This is a genomic window from Saccharothrix sp. ST-888, from assembly GCF_000955975.1.
Lineage (GTDB): Bacteria > Actinomycetota > Actinomycetes > Streptomycetales > Streptomycetaceae > Kitasatospora.
Window position 1 is genome coordinate 239,065 of the sequence record NZ_JYJF01000001.1, and the last position, 22,025, is coordinate 261,089.

Consider the following 22,025-nt stretch of genomic DNA (forward strand, 5'->3'; position numbering starts at 1 on the left):
TCACCCCCCGACCGCGCTGCGCGGCGGGGTGTAGAGGTGCTCGCCGACCCGGCGGACCAGACGGGCCATCTCGTACGCGACCAGGCCGAGGTCGGCCTCGGCGGTGGAGAAGACGGCCAGGCAGCTGCCCTCGCCGGCCGCCGCGACGAAGAGGAAGCCGTGCTCCAACTCGACCATGGTCTGGCGTACTTCGCCCGCACCGAAGTGCCGTCCGGCGCCCTTGGCCAGGCTGTGGAAACCGGAGGCGACGGCGGCCAGGTGCTCGCCGTCCTCGCGGCCCAGTCCGGTGGAGGTGCCCATGGCCAGACCGTCGGCGGAGAGGATCACGGCGAATCTGACCTGCGCGACCCGGGAGACCAGTTCGTCGAGCAGCCAGTTCAGCTCTCCGGCGTGGTGGGTGGTGCCGATCATCGAGGCCGTCCTTCCGCGTTGCTGGGGCCTGAGAGGCCGGTGGGACCTGTGGGGGTGTTGGGGGTCGGAGCGCCGGGGTGGAGCGGGCTCCGGCCGCGCGCCCAGCCCTGCTGGAAGGCGGACATCGCGGCACGCGCCTCCTCCGGGTTGCGGCCCGGCGGGACCTGGCCGCCGATGCGGGCGGCGGGCTGCGGCCGGGGCGGGGCCTCGCGCAGCTGCGGGGCCAGGCTGGCCTGGCGGACTCGGCGCGGGAGCTCCTCCTCCCCTCCGAGCTGGGCGGGCTGCGGCACCTGGGCGGCGGGCGGTGTCCGGGCGGGCTGCGGCCGGGCGGCGGGCACCGTCGAAGGCTCGGCCGACTGGGCCTGGTGGACGGTGAGCGGTCGGACGACGGTCGGGCGGACCGGCGGGTTGGGGCCGGTCGGCGCGGGGAACCGGGACGGACGGACGGCGTCGGCGCCGAACGGGGTCGGTCGCAGCACCCCCGGGTGGCTCCCGTTCACACCGAACGGCTGCACCGGACCGGCCGAGGCGGACGGCACCGCCACGGACGCTGCCGACGGCGGCGCGCTCGGCGTCGCACTCGGTGGCGTGCTCGGCGGTGGCGGTGGTGCAGGCGCGAGCACCGACGCCCGGGGCCCGGCCTCCGCCACCGGCAGCTGCGCCCCGACCTGCAGCTTCGGGTCCAACTGTGGCTGCTCCAGGGGAACTTCACCCGGGTCGAGCGGTCCGGCCGACCGGTCCTCCTGCTCGGCCGAGTCCTCCAGCAGCGCCTTCGGCAGCAGCACCACCGCCGTGGTCCCCCCGTAGGCCGAGGGCCGCAGCGCGACCTTGACCCCCTGCCGCTTCGCCAGCCGGCTGACCACGAAGAGCCCGAGGCGGTCGCTGTCGAAGAGGTCGACCTGCTCGGCGGCCTCGATCCGGCGGTTGGCGTCGGCGAGCGCCTCGGGGCCCATGCCGAGGCCGCGGTCCTCGACCTCCAGCGCGTAGCCGTTGCCGACCTGCTCGCCCCGGATGTGCACCTTGGTGTGCGGGGGCGAGAACCCGGTGGCGTTCTCGACCAGTTCGGCGACCAGGTGGGTGAGGTCGGCGACGGCCGGTCCGGCGAGCGCCGCGGGCGGGAACCGGTGCACCTCGACCCTGGCGTACTCCTCGACCTCCGCGACGGCCGCGCGGACCACGTCCATCAGCGGTACGGGCCTGCGCCAGGCGCGGCCGGGGGCTGCGCCGGAGAGGATGATCAGGCCCTCCGCGTGCCGCCGCATCCGGGTGGTGAGGTGGTCGAGGCGGAACAGGTCCTCCAGTTCGGCCGGGTCCTCGGTGCGGCGCTCCATCGCGTCCAGCAGGGTCAGCTGCCGGTGCACCAGCACCTGGCTGCGCCGGGCGAGGTTGACGAAGACGCCGGAGACGCCGCTCAGCACCTCCGCCCGTTCGACCGCCGCCGTGACCGCCGCCCGCTGGACACTGCCGAGGGCGCCGTGCACCTGGCCGATCTCGTCCTCGCCGTGCGGCCGCAGCGGTGCCTCGGCCTCGATGTCGACCTCCTCGCCGGCGCGCAGCCTCCGCATGGTGGCGGGGAGTTTGCGGGCGGCGAGTTCGAGGGCGGAGTTGCGCAGGCCGATCAGTTCGGCGACCAGGCCGCTGCCGATCTGCACCGAGATCAGCAGCGAGGCGATCACGGCGATCAGGCCGAGCAGGACGGCGGCGCCGGAGGGCGTGAACAGGCCGAGCGCGTACGGGTTGGCGCGCTCGGCGGCCGCGCTGCCCGCGCCGGTCTCGACGGCGAGCAGCGCGCGGCTGACGCTGTCGGTGGCCAGGGCCCACTGGTCGGGGCTCACCGCGGAGGCGGCGGCCCGGCCGTCGGCGGCGGCGCGGACGGCGTCCTCGTTGCGGGTGAGGTCGCGGTAGTCGCCGCCGGAGACGGGCGCGGTGCCGTCGGTCACGGCGGTGAGCGCGCTGCGGTCGGCCGGGCGCAGGTCGGCCCCGGCGCCCTGGGCGAACAGCCGGCGGGCGTAGACGGCGTCGTCGAACTCGCGCAGCTGACCGTCCGTCAGGGTGCCGGCGATCTGGCCGTTCCGCAGCAGGGCGTCCTCGCGGGCGAGCAGCTCGCGGGAGCGGGCGAACTCCAGCAGGACCCGGGCGTCGGAGGCGACCTGGTGGTCCTGGAGCCCGGTGGTGGCGCCGGTGACGTCGAAGGCTCGGTCGATGGCGGCGGTGTAGGCGGCGTAGGTCTCGTCCCAGCCGACCGAGTGGGTGAACACCCGGCTGCGCAGCGAGCCGAGCGCGGCGACGGCGGCGCGGAACGCGTCCACCCGGGTGGCCGCCTCGGTGCCGAGCCCCTGGGCGTCGGCGGGGTTGTAGTGGTCGCCGAGGTCGAGCGGGGCGACGGCCCGGTCGGTGGCCCCGGCCGCGTCGCGCAGCGCGCTCTCCCGGGCGGTGCCCCCGGGGGCGGCCAGCAGCTGTCCGGCGGCGGAGCGTTCGGCCTGCAGCGCGGTGACGGTGGCCTCGACCGGGTCGAGCAGGCCGCGGTGGACCTGTTGCAGCCGGAGCAGGTCCCAGACGTTCTGCGCGGTGGTGACGGTGGCGAAGGCCCACAGGGCCATCACGGAGACCACCGGGACCATCAGCAGGGCGACGATCCTGGCGCGTACGGTGCGCGGGCGCAGCCGCAGCCCGGGTGCGGCTGCGGCGTCGGCCCCGGTCGGGTCCGGCGGGGGCGGCGGGACGGGTACGGCCTCGCGGGCGGGCGGGCCGGCGTGGGCGCCCCGGCGCTGCCCGGCGCCGCCGGGACGGACGGGGCCGGGCGCGGTGCTGCCCGGGGTGGTGGCTGCCGGTGCGCTGCGGGAGCTGCCGCGGCGTACTCGCATGGGTGAGGGCCTTTCGGTGCTGATACTCGGCGCTCAGGGGCGGTGGGGCGCCGGAGGGGGCGGTGGGTCAGGCGGCGCGGTCGAGTTCGGAGGTGCGGAGGTCCTCCACGGTGAGTTCGCCGGCCTTGCGGTAGGCGGCCCGATCCTGGGCGGTCGGGGAGAGCGCGACGAAGGCCGAGCTGAGGAAGAGGAAGGAGCCGAGCCCGACCGCGAGCGGGAAGACGAACTGCATGGGGGTGGCGCCGTCGAGGTCGGTGCGGGCGGGGTGCATATGGACCTGCACGGCGGCCATGCCGGTGTAGTGCATGCAGCTCACCGCGATGCCCATGACCAGCGAGGCGGCTCCGGCCGCGTACACGTTGCGGATGGTGACGGCGGCCCAGAGCGCGATGGTGGCGGCGCCCACCCCGATGAGGACGGACAGGCCCACGGTGGCGAGGTCGTAGCCGATGGCGCCGTGGATGCGGACGGCGGCCATGCCGAGGTAGTGCATGGCCGCCACGCCGAGGCCGGTGATGAGTCCGCCGAGCACCAGCGCCCGGCTCCGGTGCGTGCTGTGGGCGACCACGAAGACCCCGGCGCCGGTCACCAGGACGGCGACCAGCAGGCTGAGGATGGTGATCGGGACGTTGTAGCGCAGCTCGGTGCCGCCGACGCTGAACCCGAACATCGCGATGAAGTGCATGGTCCAGATGCCCGAGCCGAGTGCGGCGGCGGCGGTGAGCAGCCAGTTGCGCCGGGAGGCGCCGGTGGCGGACAGCGCCCGGAGCGTGCAGCGCAGGCCGAGTGCCGCGCCCACACACGCCATCAGGTACGCGAGGGTCGGTGTGAGCCAGCCGAAGCTGAAGTGGTGCAGGGTTCCCATCGGGGCCTCCGAAGCATGGGACCGACGATCGTCTGACGATCGGTCATATGCCTTTCGCATAAGCGCTTTCGATCTCGGATGCGCTGGACGCTATCCAGCGCCCGCAATTGGTCACCCGAAGATGTGAAAAGCTGCCCACAGAGACTCACGACTGTGCTCGAATGGTGCGCCACCCATGCCCGTCGGCCCCGCCCACCGTCAGCCGCGCGCGCAGCCGCCCGGCCCCGGAAGGTCTCAGCTCAGACGACGGCCCCACGGGCACCGAAGGTCCGCCGGTACGTCAGCGGGGAGACCCCGACGGCGGCGTGCAGGTGCTGGCGCAGCCACGCGGCGGCGGGCGGGGTCAGGCACCTGGCCGTACAGATCGCCAAGTCCCTCGGCGCGTACGTCATCGGCACCGCCCGGGAAGCCAAGCACGCCTTCGTACGCGGCCTCGGCGCGGACGAGGTCCTCGACTACACGCGGCAGGACTTCACCGAGGCCGTCAAGGACGTGGACGTCGTCCTGGAGACCGTCGGCGGCGAGTACGGCGCCCGCTCGCTGCGCACCCTGCGCCCGGGCGGCACGCTGGTCTCCATCCTGCCGCTGGCCCCGGACTTCCCCGCCGAGCAGGCCCGCGAGGCCGGCATCAGGGCCGTGTTCATGCTGGTCGAGCCCGACCGGGCCGCACTGCGCGAGATCGCCGCGCTGGTGGAGAGCGGCCGGCTCCGGGTCGAGCTCGACACGGTCGTACCGCTGGCGGACGCCGCCAGGGCCCACGAGCGCGGCGAGACCGGACGCACCAGCGGAAAGATCGTCCTCTCCGTCGCCCCCTGACCGACCGGGCTGCGGCCGTGGGCGGGGCGCCTCTCCCACGGCGCCCCGCCCACGGGCACGGCCCGTCGCGCTCACTCGTACTCGGTGCCGCCCTTGCGCGTCAGGTAGCCGCCGCCGACCGCCTTGACGATCGCCCGGCCGCCCAGCACCGGGCTGTGGCGCTCGACCACCGGGCGGACCACCACGCCCTCCCGGGTGTGCAGTCGGCGCCCGGAGACCGTCTCCCGCCCCTCGGCCAGCTCCAGCACGGTCGCCGGGTCGAACGGGCCGCGCCACAGCTCGGGCACCAGCGGCAGCTCGCCCGCGAGCAGTCGGGCCGCGTCCAGCCAGCGGAGCTGCCCGTCGATGACCGCCGAGACGTCGAACGCCGCGTACCCGGGCGGCTGTTCGGCCCGGCCGGAAGCCCCGTAGCCGAGGTCCTGAACGCCCTCCCCGAACACCTCGCCGAAGATCCCGACCCGGCTCGCCCCCAACCGCTCGGCCAGCGCGGCCGCCAGCGCCGGGATGCCGTACGCCCGGACCGCCCGCCAGTACAGGTTCCGCTCGTCCTCCTTCAGCGCGAGCCCCTGCGCCCCGATCCCCTTCGAGGAGACCTGTACGGCACCGGTGTCGGCGTGGAAGGTGAGCAGGCAGCAGCTGCCGTGCAGCTTCTCGGTGACCACCACCGGCTCGCCCGGCGCGAAGGCCTCGGGGAAGCGCTTGAGGTTCTCGATGTCCACCCAGGGCAGCAGGTCGGGCGCCGCCTCGACCTCGCCGCTCATCGTGGTCGGCACCGGCGGCGACCACTTGACGATGCCGAGCAGCTCCGCGAAGTCCGCGCCCTGCCCGGCCGCTCGCGCCAGGTCGACCCCGGCCAGCGCGCCGGGGCGGCAGACGATGCCCTGCGAGAGCTCACCGCGCAGCCGTACCGCCTTGACCCGGTCGGCCTTCGAGCCCGCGAGCCGGCCGGTCAGCCCGAGCTCCTCGATCAGCGCGGGCGGCAGCACGGACTGCTCCGGGATGTAGCACGCGAAGTCCCCGGTCCGATAAGCCCCCTTGGCCACGACAGCCCGGTAGAGACCGATCTGCGCCAGCTCCAGGGCATCGGCGTTCGGATGCTCCAGGATGGTCAGGCGCTCGGCGGTGACCCGCAGTGTCGACATGGCAGTCTCGTCCTCCCCGTTCGGGCATGCTCGGAATCGGTGGAAATGATTCGCCGCGCTGTCCGCACTGTCCGCAAATCGACCGGGTACCACTCTGTCGGGACGGCACGGTCCGGCGCGAAGGGTTTTCCGACCGGTGGGTTTGACTCTTCGCACATGCGGGCACTACCTGCGGTCGAGCTTGGCCTGTGCAATGAGACAGAGGATTTCCAGGCCGCAACTGCGACACTATGATCGCCTCACCGTATGAGCTCCCGCGTCGGCCGTGGCGCGGCAGAGGGGACCATCGAATGACCAGCACCATGCGCCGTACCGCGATCTCCGCCGTCGCCGCTCTCGCGCTCGCCACCGGGCTCGGCGCCTGCAGCAGTGGCAGTTCCAGCAGCGCGTCGGCCTCCGCGTCCTCCTCCGCCGCCGCCCCCAAGCTCTCCGGGACCGTCACGGTCTTCGCCGCGGCCTCCCTCCAGGGCACCTTCACCGACCTCGGCAAGAAGTTCGAGGCCGCCTACCCGGGCGTCAAGGTCAAGTTCAACTTCGGCGGCAGCTCCTCGCTCGCCCAGTCCATCGTCTCCGGCGCCCCGGCCGACGTCTTCGCGGCGGCCAGTCCGGCGACCATGAAGACCGTCACCGACGCCAAGGACGCCGCCGGGGACCCGAAGGTCTTCGTCCGCAACACCCTGGAGATCGCGGTCCCCAAGGGCAACCCCAAGCACATCGCCTCGCTCAAGGACCTGGCCGGCTCCGGCCTGAAGGTCGCGCTGTGCGCCAAGGAGGTGCCGTGCGGCTCGGCGGCCGCGACCGCGCTCAAGACGGGCGACGTCAACCTCACCCCCGTCACCCTCGAACAGGACGTCAAGGCCGCGCTCACCAAGGTCGAGCTGGGCGAGGTGGACGCGTCGCTGGTCTACAGGACCGATGTGCAGGCCGACTCCGGCAAGATCGACGGTGTGGACTTCCCCGAGGCCGCCAAGGCCGTGAACGACTACCCGATCGCCGCCCTCGCCAAGGCGCCCAACACCAACGGCGCGGCGGCCTTCGTGGCCTACATCCAGTCCGCCGAGGCCAGGCAGGTGCTCACCGCGGCGGGCTTCCAGGCCCCGTGAGTCCCGCCCCTCCCACTGCCGCCGCGCCCGATACGGCCGTCTCCTCACGGACTCGGGCGCGGCGGCGCTCCGCGCGCATCCCGTACGCCCTGCTGCTGCCCGCCCTGCTCGGGCTCGCCTTCCTCGTCCTGCCGCTGGCCGGGCTGCTCGTCCGCGCGCCGTGGAGCTCACTGCCGGGGCAGCTCTCCAGCACCGAGGTCTGGGAGGCGCTGCGCCTCTCCCTGATCTGCGCCACCGCCGCGACCGGCCTGTCCCTGCTGGTCGGGGTGCCGCTGGCGTGGCTGCTGGCCCGGACCGACTTCCCCGGGCGCCGGTTCATCCGGGCGCTGGTCACCCTGCCGCTGGTGCTGCCGCCGGTGGTCGGCGGTGTTGCCCTGCTGCTGGTCCTCGGACGCAACGGCATCATCGGGCGCTGGCTGGACAGCGCCTTCGGGATCACCCTGCCGTTCCACACCTCGGGCGTGGTGCTGGCCGAGGCCTTCGTCGCGATGCCCTTCCTGGTGATCAGCGTCGAGGGCGCCCTGCGCGCCGCCGACCCGCGCTACGAGGAGGCCGCCGCCACCCTGGGCGCCTCCCGGCTGACCGCGTTCCGCCGGGTCACCCTGCCGCTGATCGCCCCCGGCATCGGGGCTGGTGCGGTACTCGCCTGGGCGCGGGCGCTGGGCGAGTTCGGGGCCACCATCACCTTCGCCGGCAACTTCCCCGGCCAGACCCAGACCATGCCGCTCGCGGTCTACCTGGCCATGGAGTCCGACCCGGAGGCGGCCATCGCGCTCAGCCTGGTCCTGCTCGCGGTCTCGATCACCGTCCTCGCGGGTCTGCGCGACCGCTGGATGTCAACTCCCTAGCGGCGCGGGGAACCGCGCGACAGACCATGCACCATCACGAGAGAGCCGGTCCCGTGGTCTCCCCGCGCTCCGGTGGTGCACGATCGGCCACCCGCACATCAGTGAGCCCGCACCTCTGAGCCCGCACACCTGGGAGAGAGCAGCCCATGACGCCGCCCCACGCCCTCGACGCCCACCTGCGGATCGACCGCGGCACCTTCCGCCTGGACCTGCCCCTGACCGCCGCCCCGGGCGAGGTCGTCGCCCTGCTCGGACCCAACGGAGCCGGCAAGTCCACCGCCCTGCGCGCCCTGGCCGGGCTGCTCCCCCTCACCGAGGGCCATCTGCACCTCGACGGCACCGCACTGGAGGACCCGGCCACCGGCCTGCACACCCCGGCCGAGTCCCGGCCGGTCGGCGTGGTCTTCCAGGACTACCTGCTCTTCCCGCACCTGAGCGCGCTCGACAACGTCGCCTTCGGCCTGCGCTGCCGGGGCGCCGACAAGAAGACCTCGCGGGCGCAGGCCCGGCCCTGGCTGGAGCGGCTGGGCCTGGCCGAGTACACCGAGAGCAAGCCCCGCGCGCTCTCCGGCGGCCAGGCCCAGCGGGTCGCGCTCGCCCGCGCACTGGCCGTCCGCCCGCGCCTGCTGCTGCTGGACGAGCCGCTGGCCGCGCTGGACGCCCGCACCCGGCTGGAGGTGCGGGCACAACTGCGCCGCCACCTCGCCGAGTTCGAGGCGGTGGCGGTGCTGGTCACCCACGATCCGCTGGACGCGATGGTGCTGGCCGACCGGCTCGTGGTGATCGAGGGCGGCCAGGTGGTGCAGACCGGGACGCCGTCCGAGATCGCCCGCCATCCGCGGACCGACTACATCGCCCGGCTGGTCGGGCTCAACCTCTACCAGGGCACGGCGGACGGGCACACCGTCACCCTCGCGGACGGCCAGAAGCTCGCCACCACCGACGAGTTGACCGGGCCCGCCTTCGTCGCGTTCCCGCCCGCCGCGGTGGCGCTGCACCGCACCCGCCCCGAGTCCAGCGCCCGCAACGCCTGGCAGCTGGAGGTGGCCGGCCTCGACCTGCACGGCGACCAGATCCGGGTCGACCTGACCGGCGAACTCCCGCTCACCGCCGACCTCACCCCGGCCGCCGCCGCCGAACTCGACCTGGCCCCGGGCACCATGGTCTGGGCCTCCGTCAAAGCCGCCCAGACCCGCGCCTACCCGGCCTGAGCACGTGAGCTTGTGAGCTCAGCCGCACCGGTCGGGGACCCCGTCCGCCGAGACGAACCCCGACTCGTACACCGCGATCACCGCCTGCGTGCGGTCCCCCGCCTCGCCGACCACCGTCATCCCGTCCTGGGCCGCCAGGACGGCTCGGAGTCCGACTCGGACCGGTTACTCGTCGTCCACCGGCAGGATCTTGATCGTCACAGCCCCAAGCGTAGGGGCCGGACCGGACCGTCTCCGGACCGGCCCCGGCGGGGTCAGCGCGGGTCAGCTGCCGGCACCCCAGGTGTGCGCCACGTCGACGACGAGTCGGTTGTCGAGCTGGAAGACCCGGAACGGCAGCTTGGCCCGCACCCCGAGCCCGACCTGGGTGTAGCCCTCGTTGCTGCCGGCGAACCTGGCGTCCACGAAGGTGCGGTAGCCGGTGAGGTCCACCCCGGGCAGGGCGTCACCGGCACTGGCCGGGTAGGTGTACTTGCCGGCCGTCCAGTCATAGGTGTGCGCCGTGACGACGACCTCCAGGATCGCGCCGCCGTTGACCGGTATCACGGTCCCGGAGGCGTCCTGGCGCAGTACGTCCACGTAGTTGACGTGGTAGCCGAGCCGGTTGGTCTCGGAGGCGCCGGGGATGTCGAAGACCAGCCGGTCGTAGCAGGCGTTCTGGCCGGTCCGGATGTTCTCCAACTGGACGGAGGGGTAGGAGCGGTCGTTCTTCGGCAGACTTCCCCAGCCGTTCGAGCAGTCGGCGACGGCCGCCGACCGGGTTGCCGCAGAGGCCATCGCCGGTACCGCCGCCGTCCCCGCCACCGCGAGGGCGAGCACCATCGGCACTGTCGTCCAACGTCGCATGTTCCGTCTCCCGAATAAGGATGTGAGCAACTGTCCCTCACAGAGACGGGTTGGCAAGGGCATAGGTTGCGAAGTTTTTTAGCCGGAGTTGACCATCCGTCACCCCGCCTTGACCCTGACTGACCCTCGGTCAGCCCGCCCGCAGTGCCGGATGGTCGGCGACGACGGTGCAGCTGCCCGGAGCGATCTCCGTGAAGCCCGCGTCACGCACCACGGGCAGATCGCCGTTGGCCAACTCGCCCCAGGCTGCGGGGCTCGCGGTACGGACGGCGAGCGGGAATCCGGCCTCGGCCCACTCCTTGCGCCGGGTGTCGTCCAGCCGCCACCAGGCCAGCTGGGCGGCGTGGCCGGTCTGCGCCATGGTCTTGCCCGCGCTCATCTCCAGCTCGGGGTTGAGCCACAGGACCGGGATCCCCGGCGCCGGTTCGGCAGCCGGTTCGACGTCCTCCAGATCGGTGCCCGACACCTGGAGCTTGGCCAGCTCCTTCGGCCAGCCGTCCAGCGGGATCGGCGGGAAGACCCGCACCTCGGCGCTCTCCCCGGTCACCGTGATGCCCGGCAGCTCACCCGCCTTGCGCCACTCACCGCCCCGCGCCCGCCGGACCACCTTGCGGATCCGGGCGTCCTCCCAGGCCGCGACCCGCTCGGCCCACTCCCCGTCGGCGGCCGTCACCCGCTCGTCGGCGAGCAGCGTCAGCACCGCGCGCGCCGAGGTCTCCAGCGCATCGGTACGGGCCGGCGGGGTGGCCCGCTCCATCCGGACCAGCAGCGGCAGCACGTACTGCGGGAGATCGTCGCGGGGATCGGCTGCGGCCTGCTGCGGCTCGGGGGTGTCGGCAGGGCCGGAGCCGTTCACGGCAGTGACGGTGTCGCCGGTGTCGGTGCCCGTGGCATCGCCGGTGTCGGTGGCGTTCGTGGCGTTGGCTGAGATCACCTCACCAGGATGCCAGGCCGCCCCTGCGCCCCCTCCGGGGGCCCGTTCGGCCCTCCGGTGCGCGGTCGGCCGCGCACCGTCCCGGGACAGTGCGCGGCTCCGCTTCCGGCGAGCTCCGCCGGGCCGTCAGCGCCGGTAGCCGCGTGCCGGGTCGCGCTCCTCGGCATCCTCGTACGGCAGGAACCACCCCTCCGGGTGGGTGGCGGCCAGGAGTTGGTCGGTCCGGTCGGCGGCGTCCATCTCCGGGTCGCCGTCGTCGGGGCCGTAGACGCCGAAGAGCTCGTCCGCGCAGCCGTCCCAGTCGTAGTCGTACAGGTCGACCGGCAGGTCGCCCATCATGTCGGCGACGGCCTGCGGCTGGGCGCCGAGCAGCTCGCGGGCGTCGACCAGGGCCAGCCGCAGGGCCAGGTCCTCGGCGAGGCAGCGCGGCAGCGGCCACTCCCCGAGCGTCAGGTCCTCGGCGAGGTCGTCGAAGGTCCGGGCCAGCGCGCGGCGCCAGCTGCGGTGCATGCCCCAGGTCCGGCTCGGGAGGCGGCCGAAAACGGCGAAGTCCTGCTCCTCCTCGTCGGTGACCGGCTCGCCCTCGTGCTCCTCCAGGTCATCGTAGGCAGCGTCGGCCAGCGTGATCAGCTGGGTGTGCAGGAGGCAGGCGGTACGGGGGGTGAGGGTCCAGTCGCCGACGCTGCCGCCGCCCTCCTCCGCCTCCAGGTCGAGCGGGAAGAGTTCCGCGAAGTCGGGGGCGAAGTCCTCGGTGGCGCTGATCTCCAGCGTGCCGCCGAGCGCCTCCACCCCGGGGATGGCGGACACCAGGCGGTCCGGATGGAGCAGCGCACCGAGTGCGGCGTTGGGGTCCTCGGACACCTCGCGCAGCAGTGCCTCACGCTGTTCCCCGGGGTTGATGCCCTCGAAGACCAGGTCCTCGACGACCGCCCGCGCGGCAGCGCGCAGGGCGGGCCAGTCGGTGATTCGGATGCCGAGAACCACGGTGGCCTCGATCTCCCGTGCCTCGGAGTCCTCCGCCGCACCCGGCCCCTGTGGATGATCGCTTCGCTCGCCCATGGGGCTACCGTACGGCCTTTTCGGGTGGCGGTTCACCGGTGCCGTGAGAGGATCTTCTGCCCGTTCGGCCGTGTCTGCGGCGTGGCGGCCCTCCGGTCATACAGGATGGCGGTATGAGCACTCTTGGAGAGTATGGCGGTGGGCAGGAGCAGAACTCGGGCGTCCTGGTGGTCACCACCAACGACGTACCGGGCTTCCGGGTCGAGCGGGTGATCGGCGAGGTCTTCGGCCTGACCGTCCGCAGCCGCCACATCGGTACCCAGATCGGCGCCTCGCTGAAGTCCCTGATGGGCGGCGAGCTGAAGGGCCTGACGAAGACTCTGGTGGACAGCCGCAACCAGGCGATGGAGCGGTTGATCGAGCAGACCAAGGCGCGCGGCGGAAACGCGGTGCTGATGATGCGGTTCGACGTCACCGAGGCGGCCGATCTCGGGACGGAGATCTGCGCCTACGGCACGGCCGTGGTGATCGCCCCGGCTTCCTGAACCAGCGTCCAGGAGGGGGGTGCTCCCGTTGCGGGAGCACCCCCCTCCTGCCTGCCTCCGCCGGTGGGAACGATTCCGGTCGGCCCGATGTCATGGGGTTGGACAGGCCTTCCTTGGTGCGGCGTTCGACGTAGGTTCTCGCCCATCTGCTCGTCCTGGAGCTTCTCCGATGCCTTGAGCTTGTCCGGCATCACCTCGTGCGGGTGGCGCTCGCCATGCGGCGTCATCACCGTCGGGCCCGACGGCAACCCCGTCTCGGCCCTGACCGTTGCGACAGCACGTCCTTGCGGGCGAAGCCGCGAAAAGCGAGGGCGCGCAGGATGGCCGCGTTCGAGAAGGAGAGCGAGACGCCCTGGATCACGCCGCCCCGCTGATCGTCACGTCGGACAAGCCCTTCGGCCGCTGGGCAGAGACCTTCGCCGACGGGACCGTCGTCGGCCCACTTCGTCGGGCTGCGCCCCGAGCCTGACGCATGGCTGCCGGGTCACCTCGTGTTCCGGTCGAAACCGGACATGGCCGGCACCGCGAGGACGGAGATCACAGCCAGGAAGATCCACGGCCAGGTCGGCCCGTGGGACAGGAGTGAGGTGAAGAGCAGCGGTGCTACGGCACCGCCGATGGTCCAGGACAGTTGGAACACCGCCAGGTATCGCCCCAGGGCACGCTCCGATGCCATGGCGACACTGAGCTCACTGACGGGCGCGGTCCGGAGGATCTCCGCAGCGGTGAAGACGACCATGGCCAGGACCGCCCCGGCCGTGACCGCCCAGCCGGGCAGGCCGATGAGCGAGGCGAAGACAAGGAAGGCGAGGGCGTTGAGCAGGGTTCCGAGGACGAGCAGGCGGCCGGCCCGTCGGTGGCCCGTCCAGCGGGCCGAGATGGTCTGCAGGGACGCGACGAGCGCAGTGTTGATCACGACCAGGACGCCGACCAGCCAGGCGCCGGCCCGGAGGTTCTCGGTGAGGTAGACCGCGAGGAGAACAGTGGGCGCCATCGCCGCAAGGACGAAGACCAGATTCACCGCGACCAGCCGGAGGTAGGCGCGATCGCGGAGCACCCCGAGGTAGCCGGTCGGACTCTCCGGCCTGGTGGCGCGCGAGCCCGCCGCGCCATCGGTGGGGTCCTTCCGCGGGCGCCAAGTGCCGATGAGCCAGGCCGCGAGGAGGAACGTCACGGCGTTGACGGTCACCACCGCCCGAAGGCCCGCCGAGCTGGCGATGCTGACGGCGAGCGCGGCTCCCGCACCACCGGCGCCGGAGCCGATGTTGCGCAGCGCTCGGAGGAAGGCGAACCAGCGGGGGCGCTCGCCCTCCTTCGCGGCGAGCACCACAAGGGCACTGCTGGAGGTCCAGTAGGCGTTCGCACCCAACTGGACCACCAGCGCGGCCAGCACGATCTGCCAGGTGGACTCCGCCAGCAGGTAGGCACCGAACCCTGCGGCTGAGACGAGGTTCCCGGTCACGACGACGCGCCTGGGACCGTACCGGTCGACGAGCGCACCGATCAGTGCCGGAGCCGGTACGGCGAACAGTTGGCCGAGGGTGAGCGCGGCGCCGACCTCGATCAGCGGCACCCTGGTGGTGCGGGCGAAGAACACCACCACGAAGGACATCATCATGCCGTTGCCGAAGCTGTCGATCACGTTGGCCGTGACGAACCGGCCGCTGCCACGGAGATCCGGCAACCCCAGCCGATCCGCCAGGTCTGCGCGCGATGAGCGCGGCTGCTTCTGACTGGTGTACATGGCCATGGTTCGGTCCCCGGTTCAGCTGTGGTGTGGGTCGGACAGATGGCAGGAGTCGTTGAAGACACGCAGGGAGGCGGTACCCGATGCGTTGTAGCGGATCGCGGAAAGGGAGGCGGGCCCGAGTTCCATCCGGAACAGGGCATCCGCCGGAGCACCGAGGGCCGAGCGGATCAATGCCTTGATCGGGCCGACATGGCTGACCACCAGCACCGTCCGTCCTCGGTGCAGGTCGAGGATTGCGTCGCGTGCCGCGAGGACCCGGTCGGTCATGGCGGCGAAGCTCTCGCCCGAGGGCGGGGCCTCCTGCTCGTCCTCTCTCCACGCCACGAGTTCGGTCGGCCAGTGGTGCTTCACCTGGGCATAGGTGTGGCCCTCCCAGGCGCCGAAGTCCATCTCGCGGAGCCGTACGTCGAGGTGGACGGGCAGGTCGGCCGCCGAGGCGAAGACCTCGGCGGTCGCGCGGGCCCGCAGCAGCGGCGAGGAGACGACCGCCTGCACCGGACCGTGTGCGCCGGGCAGCGTGGCCAGGCGACGGGCGGCGGCCCCGGCCTCCCAGCGACCGTGCTCGCTGAGCACCGGGTCTGCGCCGGAACCGGAGAACCTCTTCTCCGGGGTGAGGGCGGTCTGGCCGTGCCTGAGCAGCAGGAGAGTCGTGGCTGGTCCGTCGTCCTCGGACCAGCCGGAGTGCCGAAGTGTCGGATCGACCGTCATCACGCCGACCGCTCGGCGTCGGCGGGAAATTCCGAGATGCGCCGGTCGCCGATCTCGGTGACCCCCATGGTCTCGGCGAGCCGGCCCACGGCGGTCCGCAGCTGGTCCCGCAGCTCGACCGGGTCCGGCCCGGAGCCGAGTGCCATACCGGCCCGGTGCCAACCGGCCTCCGGGAACGGCAGGGTGCGTCCCTCGCGGACGCTCTGGAGCACGGTCTCCACCCGGGGCAGACCCGCGACCAGCGGTGCCTGCTCCGCGTAGCTGCGCACGAAGCCGGTGGCGATGAGGAAGTGGACGGCGGCGTGGTGTTCCCGGACGTCGGTGTCCTCGGCGTCCCCCACTGGTATGCCGAGGGCGAGCCACGCCTGCACGGCATAGGGGTTCCAGCCGCGCGACCTGAGCACCAGATCCATGATGTGACCGCCGCCGGGCCGCGCCGCGAACTCGATGTTGACCAATTCGCCGTTGCTGATGCGGTATTCGGCATGCACGAAGGCATCCCGGATACCGTGTGCGTCGACCAGTCGCTGCACGGCCAGCATGCTGTGGCCGTCGAGTTCGTCGGCCGGGGAGACCATGTGGCCCCGCTCCAGGAAGAACTCCGGGCCGGCCAGCTCCTTGCGGGTCACGGCGACCCGTTTGACCCGGCCGTCCTGGACGGCGGCTTCCACGCTGATCTCCGGGCCCTCGATGAACTCCTCGGCGATGCACCGGCCCGATCCGCTGTAGGCGACCGCGCGCTCCCAGGCGTCCGCCGCGACCTCGGGATGCCGGACCAACCGGACGGAGGCGCTCCCGCCACTGTCCACCGGCTTGATCACGACCGGCCCTTCGGCAGCCGCCAGGAAGTCCAGGAAGTCTGCCGGAGAACGGAGTTCGGCATACCGAGGCACTCGCAACCCGGCTCGCGCGAGCGAGGCACGTTGCAGGTACTTGTCCCGGGCGACCTTCGTGGCGTCGGTGCCGACGCTCGGCAATCCGGCACGCTCCGCGATCAGCGCGGCCACCGCCGCACACTCCTCGGTGAGGGTGACCACACCGTCGTGCTCCTTGGCGAGCCGCACCAGGTGGTCGGCGAGCTCGGAGTCGTACCGGGGGTGGCGGGCGTCGGCCCGGCGGACGTCCAACGCCTGGAACTCGTCGGCGAGGAACTCGTAGCGCGGCTTGGAGAAGCCGTCGACGAGGGTGATGCGGATGCCCTCGCGGATCCAGGTCGCGAACGCCGTCTGATGGCCGTCCCCCGCGCCGAGCACGAGGAGTCGGGTAGGTGCCATGGGTAGTGCCTCCAGGGAATGAAGTGTCAGGCGGCCGGTTCGCGAGGAAGCCGGCGCCCGGGCCCGGCTACGCGCCGGTGGCGGCGAGGTCGGTAGCCCGGAGTGCCGAGCCGAGGATCGCGAGCTGGTCGCCCGAACCGTCGTCCAGCGGCAGGTGGACCAGCACGCGGTCCAGCCCGGCCTCGTCGTACTGCTCCAGCAGCCCGGGCAGCTGCCGGGCACCGACCTCCAGCAGGGTCAGCCGGCCGTGCGGCCTGGGCGTGGGCGGCAGGTCCCGGTCGGCGGTGCTCACCGCCAGGGTGAGCTGCATGGTGCACGGCAGCGGTGACGCCTCCGGACAGATCGCGAGGAGCTCGGTCGCGACCCGCTCGGGCGTGACGTAGTTCGTCATCCAGCCGTCGGCCAGCGCGGTCAGCTCCCTCAGCGCGACCGGGTCGTTGGAGGCCAGCAGCAGCGCGGGCGGACTCGTGTCCGGTGCCGGCTCGAATCGCACCGTCTCCGGGAGGTCGACTCCGCCGCGACGCAGCAGGTCGTCCAGCACCCGCACCGCCTGGATGAAATGACGGCGCCGGAGCTCGGGGTCCAGCCCGTAGACCTCGTTGACCGGAGTACGCACTCCGGCCCCGACGCCGACGACGAGCCGGTTGCCGGAGAGGGCCTGCAACGTGGCCACCGCGTTCGCCAGGGTGAGAGGCTGACGGTAGCTCAGGCAGAGCACGGCGGTGCCGACCTCATCGAACGGCACGCCGCGGCCAAGGGCGTTGCCGAGCAGCGCCACCGGGTCGAATCCGGCTCCCCGGTCGACACCGTCGTTCTGCAGCAGGGGGATGTCCCGGACCCAGATCCCCGGCACGCCGAGGTCCGCGAGATGCAGGATCCGACCCACCGGATCGGTCCACGGGTCGTCGTAGAGGGGCAGTACGAGACCGGTTCTCATTCGCATACCGCTGTCCTCTCAGGTGTGCCGGTGATCCGGACGTCCTGGCCGAGCGACCGGACGTCGAGCACGTCGAGGCGGATCCGGTCGGCGAGGGTCGCGATACCGGTGTCCGCGACGGCCGACGGGCCGTCGCCCAGCAGCACGGGGGCGAGGTAGCCGATCACCTCGTCGACCAACCCTGCCGCGAGCAGGGACCCGGCGATCCGGGGGCCGCCCTCGACGAGCACGGAGTGGATGTCCCGGGCGTGGAGCTCCTTCAGTACCGCCTCGAGGTCGACTCCCCGCCCTGCGGCGGTCGGCACGCTGACACGCTCCACCCGCTCCGGGAGGTGCACCGCCGCGCCGGGGTCGGCCAGGGCGAGCAGCGTGGGCGCGGACTCGTCCCAGATCCGAGCCGTGGACGGCAGGTCGTTCGCGGAACTCGCCAGCACCACCCGGACCGGCGCCCGGCCTGTGACACCGTGCCGCAGGCCGAGGTGGGGGTCGTCGGTCCGGACGGTGCCCGATCCCACCAGCACCGCATCGTGCATGGCGCGCAACTCGTGCGCGTCCCGGCGGGACTCCGGCCCGGTGATCCAGCGCGAGGTGCCGTCGGCGGCGGCCACCCGTCCGTCCAGCGTGGTGCCGAACTTCCAGGTGACGTACGGCCGGTGGCGGGTGGTCGCGTGCAGCCAGAACCGGTTGGCGCGCCGTGCCTCCTGTTCGAGTACGCCGCCCACGACCTCGACGCCCGCAGCGCTCAGCCGGCTGTGGCCGCCGGCCGCCACCGGATTGGGGTCGGCCACCGCGTAGACGACACGGGCGATCCCGGCCTCACGCAGTGCCGTCGCGCACGGGCCGGTCCGGCCGGTGTGGGCGCAGGGCTCCAGCGTGACCACGGCCGATCCACCGACTGCGGCCTCCCCCGCCCGGCGCAGCGCGATCACCTCGGCGTGGGGCCCGCCGGGGAACTCGTGCGCGCCTTCGGCCACCGCGTTTCCGTGGCGATCCAGGATCACGCAACCCACCGAGGGGTTGGGCGTGGTGCGGCCCAGCCGCTCGGACGCCAGGTGAATCGCCTGGCGCATGGCCTCCAGCTCTGCCGGGGACGCCTCCTTCGCCCCGGTCACAGGGTCACCGAACCGCGCAGCATGTGGACGCATCGGGACAGTTCGGCCGCGAGCTGCTCGCACCGCTGTACGATCTCGTCCGCCGGCGAGTTCCCGCCCGTCACGGTCGCGACGAAGTCGTCCGGGCAACTGGCGATCTGCGTGGGGATCAGCCAGCCGCCCAGGGCCTTGGCCACGGTGCGCAGTTGCTCACAGACCACGTTGCCGCTGCGCGGGCCGCTGCCGTGGGCGAGGACGGCGATCGCCTTGTCGTCGAAGGAGCCACCGGGGAGGTGGTCCAGGGCGGTCTTGAGAACGGCCGAGTACCCCGCGTGGTAGACGGGCGACGCGAGGACGACGGCCTCGGCGGCCTCCACGGCTTCGCGCAGGGCGGCCACCTTGGCGGCCGTGTCCGGCCCGGGAACCGGGCTGAGGCCGTAGCGTGCGAGGTCAAGAGTGTCGGCCTCGGCACCGGCGGCCCGCAGGGCGTCCGCCGCGACTGCGGCGAGGGCGGCGGTGGCCGAGGGAAAACTTGGACTTCCGGTGATGAGCAGAGCTCTCATTGGGCGGTTCGGACTCTCTCTCGACGTGGACGGTCGGTCAGCCGGCGTGCTGTGGGACATCGATGGCGTGGTTGGTCTTCCGCGCCTTGGTCTCGAGGTAGTGGCGGTTGTACGGGGTGACGAACACGCCCGTGGAGACGCGCTCGACGACCTCGATGCCGCACCGCCGCAGCTGGGCGACCTTCTCCGGGTTGTTGGTCAGCAGGCGGATCCGGGTGATGCCGAGGGCGGTGAGCATGTCGGCCGCCACCTGGTAGTCGCGGGAGTCCGCCTTCAGGTCGAGGTGCTCGTTCGCCTCGTAGGTGTCCAGGCCCTTGTCCTGCAGGACATAGGTGTCGATCTTGTTGTAGAGACCGATACCGCGCCCCTCCTGGCGCAGGTAGAGCAGCACACCACCGGCCGCCTCGATCTCGCAGAGGGCTTCCTGCAACTGCGGTCCGCAGTCGCACCGCGCGGAGCCCAGGACATCGCCGGTCAGGCACTCCGAGTGGACCCGGACCAGCGGCTCGGCGCTGTTCGCGTAGTCGCCGAGCCCGATGGCCAGGTGCTCGCCGTCGTCGGCCAGCCCCCGGAAGCTGAAGACGTCGGCCTTCAGCCACTGCCCGAGCGGCGTCTTGAGCGGGACGTGTACGCGGGCCCGAACCTGAGAGGCGGCCTGAGCTTCGGCAGGACGTGCGTCATCGACAATGGTCATGTGGGTCATCTCCTGAATCGTCAGTTGAACGAGGGGGCACGCTGGCCCAGTTCGGCTTGCCAGGCGTCGGCCAGCCGGTGATTCGCCGCGACGACGGCGTCGGCGTCGGCGTAGGAGTCGTCGTTCGGCACCGCCCAGAGCGGGCTGAGCTGTGCGCCGCGCCGGGCCTTGGCCTCGGCGGTTCCCTTCCCCAGGTGCATTCGCCGCAGGTCGGTCGAGCGGTAGGCGTGCTCGATCGGTTGGTAGCAGCTGAGCGCGAAGTACTCGGCCGCGCCCACGAGTCGGTCATAGTCGAAGCCGGTGGCGCGCAGCCAGGTGGTGCCGGCGAAGTCGTAGATGAGGGCGAAGCCGACCATCCGGTCGTCCCGGAAGCAGCTCAGCACGGTGCCGCTGTCCCTCAGCCCGTCCGCCTGGCGCCGCAGCAGTTGCTTCAGCGGTTCGGGATCGGCCGGGTGACCGTACTTGCCCTGCAGTTGGGCCAACAGGTCGCCGGCCTCGGACCAGCACTCCGACAGCTTCAGCTGACGCAGCTCGTACCCGGCGGCCTGGAAGCTGTTGAGCTCCTTGCGGATGGCGTACCGGCGCCTGACCGGGAAGGTACCGAGGTAGTCCTCGAAGCTGCTGCCCGGAAGCTGGATGGCCGCGTCCAGTCCCTGGAGTTGTGGCACCCGGCTACCGGTCGCCGCAGCCAGCTCGGCGACGGCGCCGTCGTGCACGTACAGCCACCAGGCCTGGTCCGCACGCAACTCCCGGGCGGCCTGGGCGACTCCCGCGACCAGCAGCCGCAGACACTCCTCCCGGGTGCCGGCGTCGAGGCCGGGGTCGAGCAGCGGGGCGTTCAGGTATCCGCGCCGGGCTCCGGCGATCAGCAGTCGGTCCGCCGGGCGGACACCCGCCAGGGCCTCATGCGGGCGGTAGCCCGCGTTCGGCTCCTCACGGACCAGGTACACCGGCGCCGCGCCGACCAGCCGGGAGGCGTCGTCGGTGATCAGGATGTACCCGGCAGTGGCGGTGGCGCTGTTCTCCTCGTTCCGCAGCCAGCGGTGGCTGAGGTAGAACCCGGCCTCCGCTCCGGCCGCCAGCCGGTCCCACTCGCTCTCGGCGACGTCGTCCAGGCTCGAAACCGTGGAGGCCTTCACGCGGCGCCCGCCAGTCGTCGAGCCGACAAGGTGCCGAACTCGGCCTCGAGTTTCACTGCGGCTTCGGCGAACTCGAGGTGGGAGGCGAGCGAGACACCGCAGGCGCGCTCCAGAAAGCCCGCTACCGCGGCAAGGCCGTCAAGATCGCGCGCTCGGACGAAGCCGCGCGCCCGCAAGCCCTCGACCACCGGGTGCACCCAACCGTCGGCTTCGGCCACCGCTGCCACCGCGCGCGCCGCACGTGCGTCGTCGGGCAGCAGGAACTCGGCGGCCAGCAGCGACTCGCGGCCACCTGCCAGGTCCCGGTCGGCGGCCAGCGCGCAGTCGACGGAGGAGTAGCCGCGGCTCGTCCAGTGCAGCAGCGTCGCCCAGGACGTACGCGGGTTGCACTCGAGGACGACCACGTCACCGTCGTCCGTACAGACCAGATCGAAGTCGGCGATCCCGTGGTAGCCCGCCTCGCGGAGCACGGCCTCCGCAGCGTGCAGCAGCGCCTCCGGCGGCTCGCCGGCCGGCGCGATCCGAGGCCGGTAGAGCGGATGGCGCTCGTCGTCGGTACGTCCCTTGACGCTCCAGCCGGTCGCCCGGCAGCTGCCGTCCGGGAACCGGACCAGCTCCAGGGAGCACTCGATGCCGGGCACGAAGGCCTCGATCACGATGTGGGTGCCGCACTTCCCGGCGAGTGCCTCGGCTGCGGCGATGGCCTCGCTACCGGTCGTGGCCCTCGCCTGCTCGTGGCCCGCCCAGGCGAGAGCCCCCTTGAGAACCACTCCTCCCGGTGAGGTGTCGGCCAGTTGCCGGACCGCCGCCGGTACCGCTGCCGTGGGGTGCCAGACCGCGCCGGGTGCGGTGGACACGCCGGCCTGGGCGGCAAGCTCACGAGTAGCCGCCTTGTCCAGCAGCAGACGCAGGGCCGACGCGTCGTAGCGGCCCGCCGCTTCGGCCATCAACGCGGCCCGCAGTGTCGCCGAGTCGGGGTCCGACGTCATCACGACACCGCTCTCGGCCGGGACGGACTCCCCCAGCAGGGCCCCGCCGATGGACTCGGCCGCCTCCGGCGCCAGCCACTGTCCGGCGACGCCGACGCCTTCCAGCTCATCCCGCAGCTCCTGGTCCTCAGGGGCCACGACAAGGACGGCCGCACCGACCGCCCGGGCCGTCAGGACCGCCGAACGCCACAGTGGGCGGCCCAGCCTGCGAGGGCTTCCGAACCTGATCAACGTGTTGTCCATGATTGATCGACCTGATCTCCGCTACTACTTGCTACGGCACGGTGGAAATGGTT

At 72.5% G+C, this 22,025-nt stretch carries 21 protein-coding genes; 5 read left to right on the forward strand and 16 right to left on the reverse strand.

What is annotated here, in order from left to right:
- From UK12_RS01015 to UK12_RS01025, 3 genes are all read right to left on the reverse strand, one after another.
- The gene (locus UK12_RS01015; RefSeq protein WP_045298313.1) at positions 1-411 is read right to left on the reverse strand and encodes a roadblock/LC7 domain-containing protein; all 411 of its coding nucleotides are present in this window, start codon (positions 409-411) and stop codon (positions 1-3) included.
- Complete coding sequence (locus tag UK12_RS01020) at positions 408-3,275, reverse strand: sensor histidine kinase (RefSeq protein ID WP_082119189.1); 2,868 nt, start codon at positions 3,273-3,275, stop codon at positions 408-410. The genes UK12_RS01015 and UK12_RS01020 overlap by 4 nt, the downstream gene beginning before the upstream one ends.
- Before the next feature lie 67 nt (positions 3,276-3,342).
- The gene (locus UK12_RS01025; protein ID WP_045298315.1) at positions 3,343-4,140 is read right to left on the reverse strand and encodes an MHYT domain-containing protein; all 798 of its coding nucleotides are present in this window, start codon (positions 4,138-4,140) and stop codon (positions 3,343-3,345) included.
- Positions 4,141-4,293: 153 nt separating this feature from the next.
- Between UK12_RS01025 and UK12_RS01030 the strand changes: the two genes are divergently transcribed.
- Positions 4,294-4,956, forward strand: coding sequence for an NADP-dependent oxidoreductase (locus UK12_RS01030; protein WP_197084443.1), 663 nt, complete (start codon positions 4,294-4,296; stop codon positions 4,954-4,956).
- A 71-nt stretch (positions 4,957-5,027) separates the two neighbouring features.
- Here UK12_RS01030 and UK12_RS01035 read toward each other — a convergent pair whose 3' ends face one another.
- Complete coding sequence (locus tag UK12_RS01035) at positions 5,028-6,098, reverse strand: RNA ligase (ATP) (protein ID WP_045298317.1); 1,071 nt, start codon at positions 6,096-6,098, stop codon at positions 5,028-5,030.
- A 290-nt stretch (positions 6,099-6,388) separates the two neighbouring features.
- Between UK12_RS01035 and modA the strand changes: the two genes are divergently transcribed.
- The 3 genes from modA to UK12_RS01050 all read left to right on the forward strand — a co-directional run bounded on the left by modA (position 6,389) and on the right by UK12_RS01050 (position 9,260).
- Positions 6,389-7,201 carry a molybdate ABC transporter substrate-binding protein gene (gene modA, locus UK12_RS01040; protein WP_045298319.1) on the forward strand — a complete coding sequence of 271 codons (813 nt, stop codon included), beginning with the start codon at positions 6,389-6,391 and terminating at the stop codon, positions 7,199-7,201.
- Positions 7,198-8,049, forward strand: coding sequence for an ABC transporter permease (locus UK12_RS01045; protein ID WP_045298321.1), 852 nt, complete (start codon positions 7,198-7,200; stop codon positions 8,047-8,049). The genes modA and UK12_RS01045 overlap by 4 nt, the downstream gene beginning before the upstream one ends.
- A 146-nt stretch (positions 8,050-8,195) precedes the next feature.
- Entirely contained in the window at positions 8,196-9,260 is a 1,065-nt protein-coding gene (locus UK12_RS01050; protein WP_045298323.1) for an ABC transporter ATP-binding protein, read from the forward strand.
- A 264-nt stretch (positions 9,261-9,524) separates the two neighbouring features.
- Here UK12_RS01050 and UK12_RS01055 read toward each other — a convergent pair whose 3' ends face one another.
- The 3 genes from UK12_RS01055 to UK12_RS01065 form a co-directional block, all read right to left on the reverse strand.
- Entirely contained in the window at positions 9,525-10,106 is a 582-nt protein-coding gene (locus tag UK12_RS01055; RefSeq protein WP_197084444.1) for an AMIN-like domain-containing (lipo)protein, read from the reverse strand.
- A 130-nt stretch (positions 10,107-10,236) separates the two neighbouring features.
- Positions 10,237-11,040, reverse strand: coding sequence for an aminoacyl-tRNA hydrolase (locus UK12_RS01060; RefSeq protein ID WP_197084445.1), 804 nt, complete (start codon positions 11,038-11,040; stop codon positions 10,237-10,239).
- Positions 11,041-11,166: 126 nt separating this feature from the next.
- Positions 11,167-12,099 carry a hypothetical protein gene (locus UK12_RS01065; RefSeq protein WP_045298325.1) on the reverse strand — a complete coding sequence of 311 codons (933 nt, stop codon included), beginning with the start codon at positions 12,097-12,099 and terminating at the stop codon, positions 11,167-11,169.
- 113 nt (positions 12,100-12,212) lie between these two features.
- Here UK12_RS01065 and UK12_RS01070 point away from each other — a divergent pair, with 113 nt between their 5' ends.
- A complete protein-coding gene (locus tag UK12_RS01070; protein ID WP_045298327.1) occupies positions 12,213-12,584 on the forward strand; it encodes a YbjQ family protein in 372 nt (123 codons plus the stop codon).
- Between the two features lie 484 nt (positions 12,585-13,068).
- Here the strand turns inward: UK12_RS01070 and UK12_RS01075 are convergent, their stop codons facing one another.
- From UK12_RS01075 to UK12_RS01115, 9 genes are all read right to left on the reverse strand, one after another.
- Positions 13,069-14,268 carry an MFS transporter gene (locus UK12_RS01075; protein WP_052681309.1) on the reverse strand — a complete coding sequence of 400 codons (1,200 nt, stop codon included), beginning with the start codon at positions 14,266-14,268 and terminating at the stop codon, positions 13,069-13,071.
- Between the two features lie 81 nt (positions 14,269-14,349).
- On the reverse strand, positions 14,350-15,042 hold the full coding sequence (locus UK12_RS01080; RefSeq protein WP_052681311.1) for a histidine phosphatase family protein: 693 nt from the start codon (positions 15,040-15,042) through the stop codon (positions 14,350-14,352).
- Positions 15,042-16,316, reverse strand: a complete 1,275-nt coding sequence (locus UK12_RS01085) for an ATP-grasp domain-containing protein (RefSeq protein ID WP_082119192.1) — start codon at positions 16,314-16,316, stop codon at positions 15,042-15,044. The genes UK12_RS01080 and UK12_RS01085 overlap by 1 nt, the downstream gene beginning before the upstream one ends.
- Positions 16,317-16,383: 67 nt before the next feature.
- A complete protein-coding gene (locus tag UK12_RS36250; RefSeq protein ID WP_082119193.1) occupies positions 16,384-17,259 on the reverse strand; it encodes an LLM class flavin-dependent oxidoreductase in 876 nt (291 codons plus the stop codon).
- Positions 17,250-18,365 (reverse strand): bifunctional diaminohydroxyphosphoribosylaminopyrimidine deaminase/5-amino-6-(5-phosphoribosylamino)uracil reductase RibD, encoded by a 1,116-nt coding sequence (ribD, locus tag UK12_RS01095; RefSeq protein WP_231590979.1) that lies wholly within the window; start codon positions 18,363-18,365, stop codon positions 17,250-17,252. Before ribD ends, UK12_RS36250 begins: the two co-directional genes overlap by 10 nt.
- Positions 18,362-18,907, reverse strand: a complete 546-nt coding sequence (locus tag UK12_RS36255; protein ID WP_052681315.1) for an NADPH-dependent FMN reductase — start codon at positions 18,905-18,907, stop codon at positions 18,362-18,364. The genes ribD and UK12_RS36255 overlap by 4 nt, the downstream gene beginning before the upstream one ends.
- A gap of 37 nt (positions 18,908-18,944) precedes the next feature.
- Positions 18,945-19,601 (reverse strand): GTP cyclohydrolase II, encoded by a 657-nt coding sequence (ribA, locus tag UK12_RS01105; RefSeq protein WP_045298332.1) that lies wholly within the window; start codon positions 19,599-19,601, stop codon positions 18,945-18,947.
- Between the two features lie 20 nt (positions 19,602-19,621).
- Positions 19,622-20,740, reverse strand: coding sequence for a peptidogalycan biosysnthesis protein (locus UK12_RS01110; protein WP_063838187.1), 1,119 nt, complete (start codon positions 20,738-20,740; stop codon positions 19,622-19,624).
- On the reverse strand, positions 20,737-21,972 hold the full coding sequence (locus tag UK12_RS01115; RefSeq protein WP_045298334.1) for an ATP-grasp domain-containing protein: 1,236 nt from the start codon (positions 21,970-21,972) through the stop codon (positions 20,737-20,739). The genes UK12_RS01110 and UK12_RS01115 overlap by 4 nt, the downstream gene beginning before the upstream one ends.
- Positions 21,973-22,025: the final 53 nt, after the last annotated feature.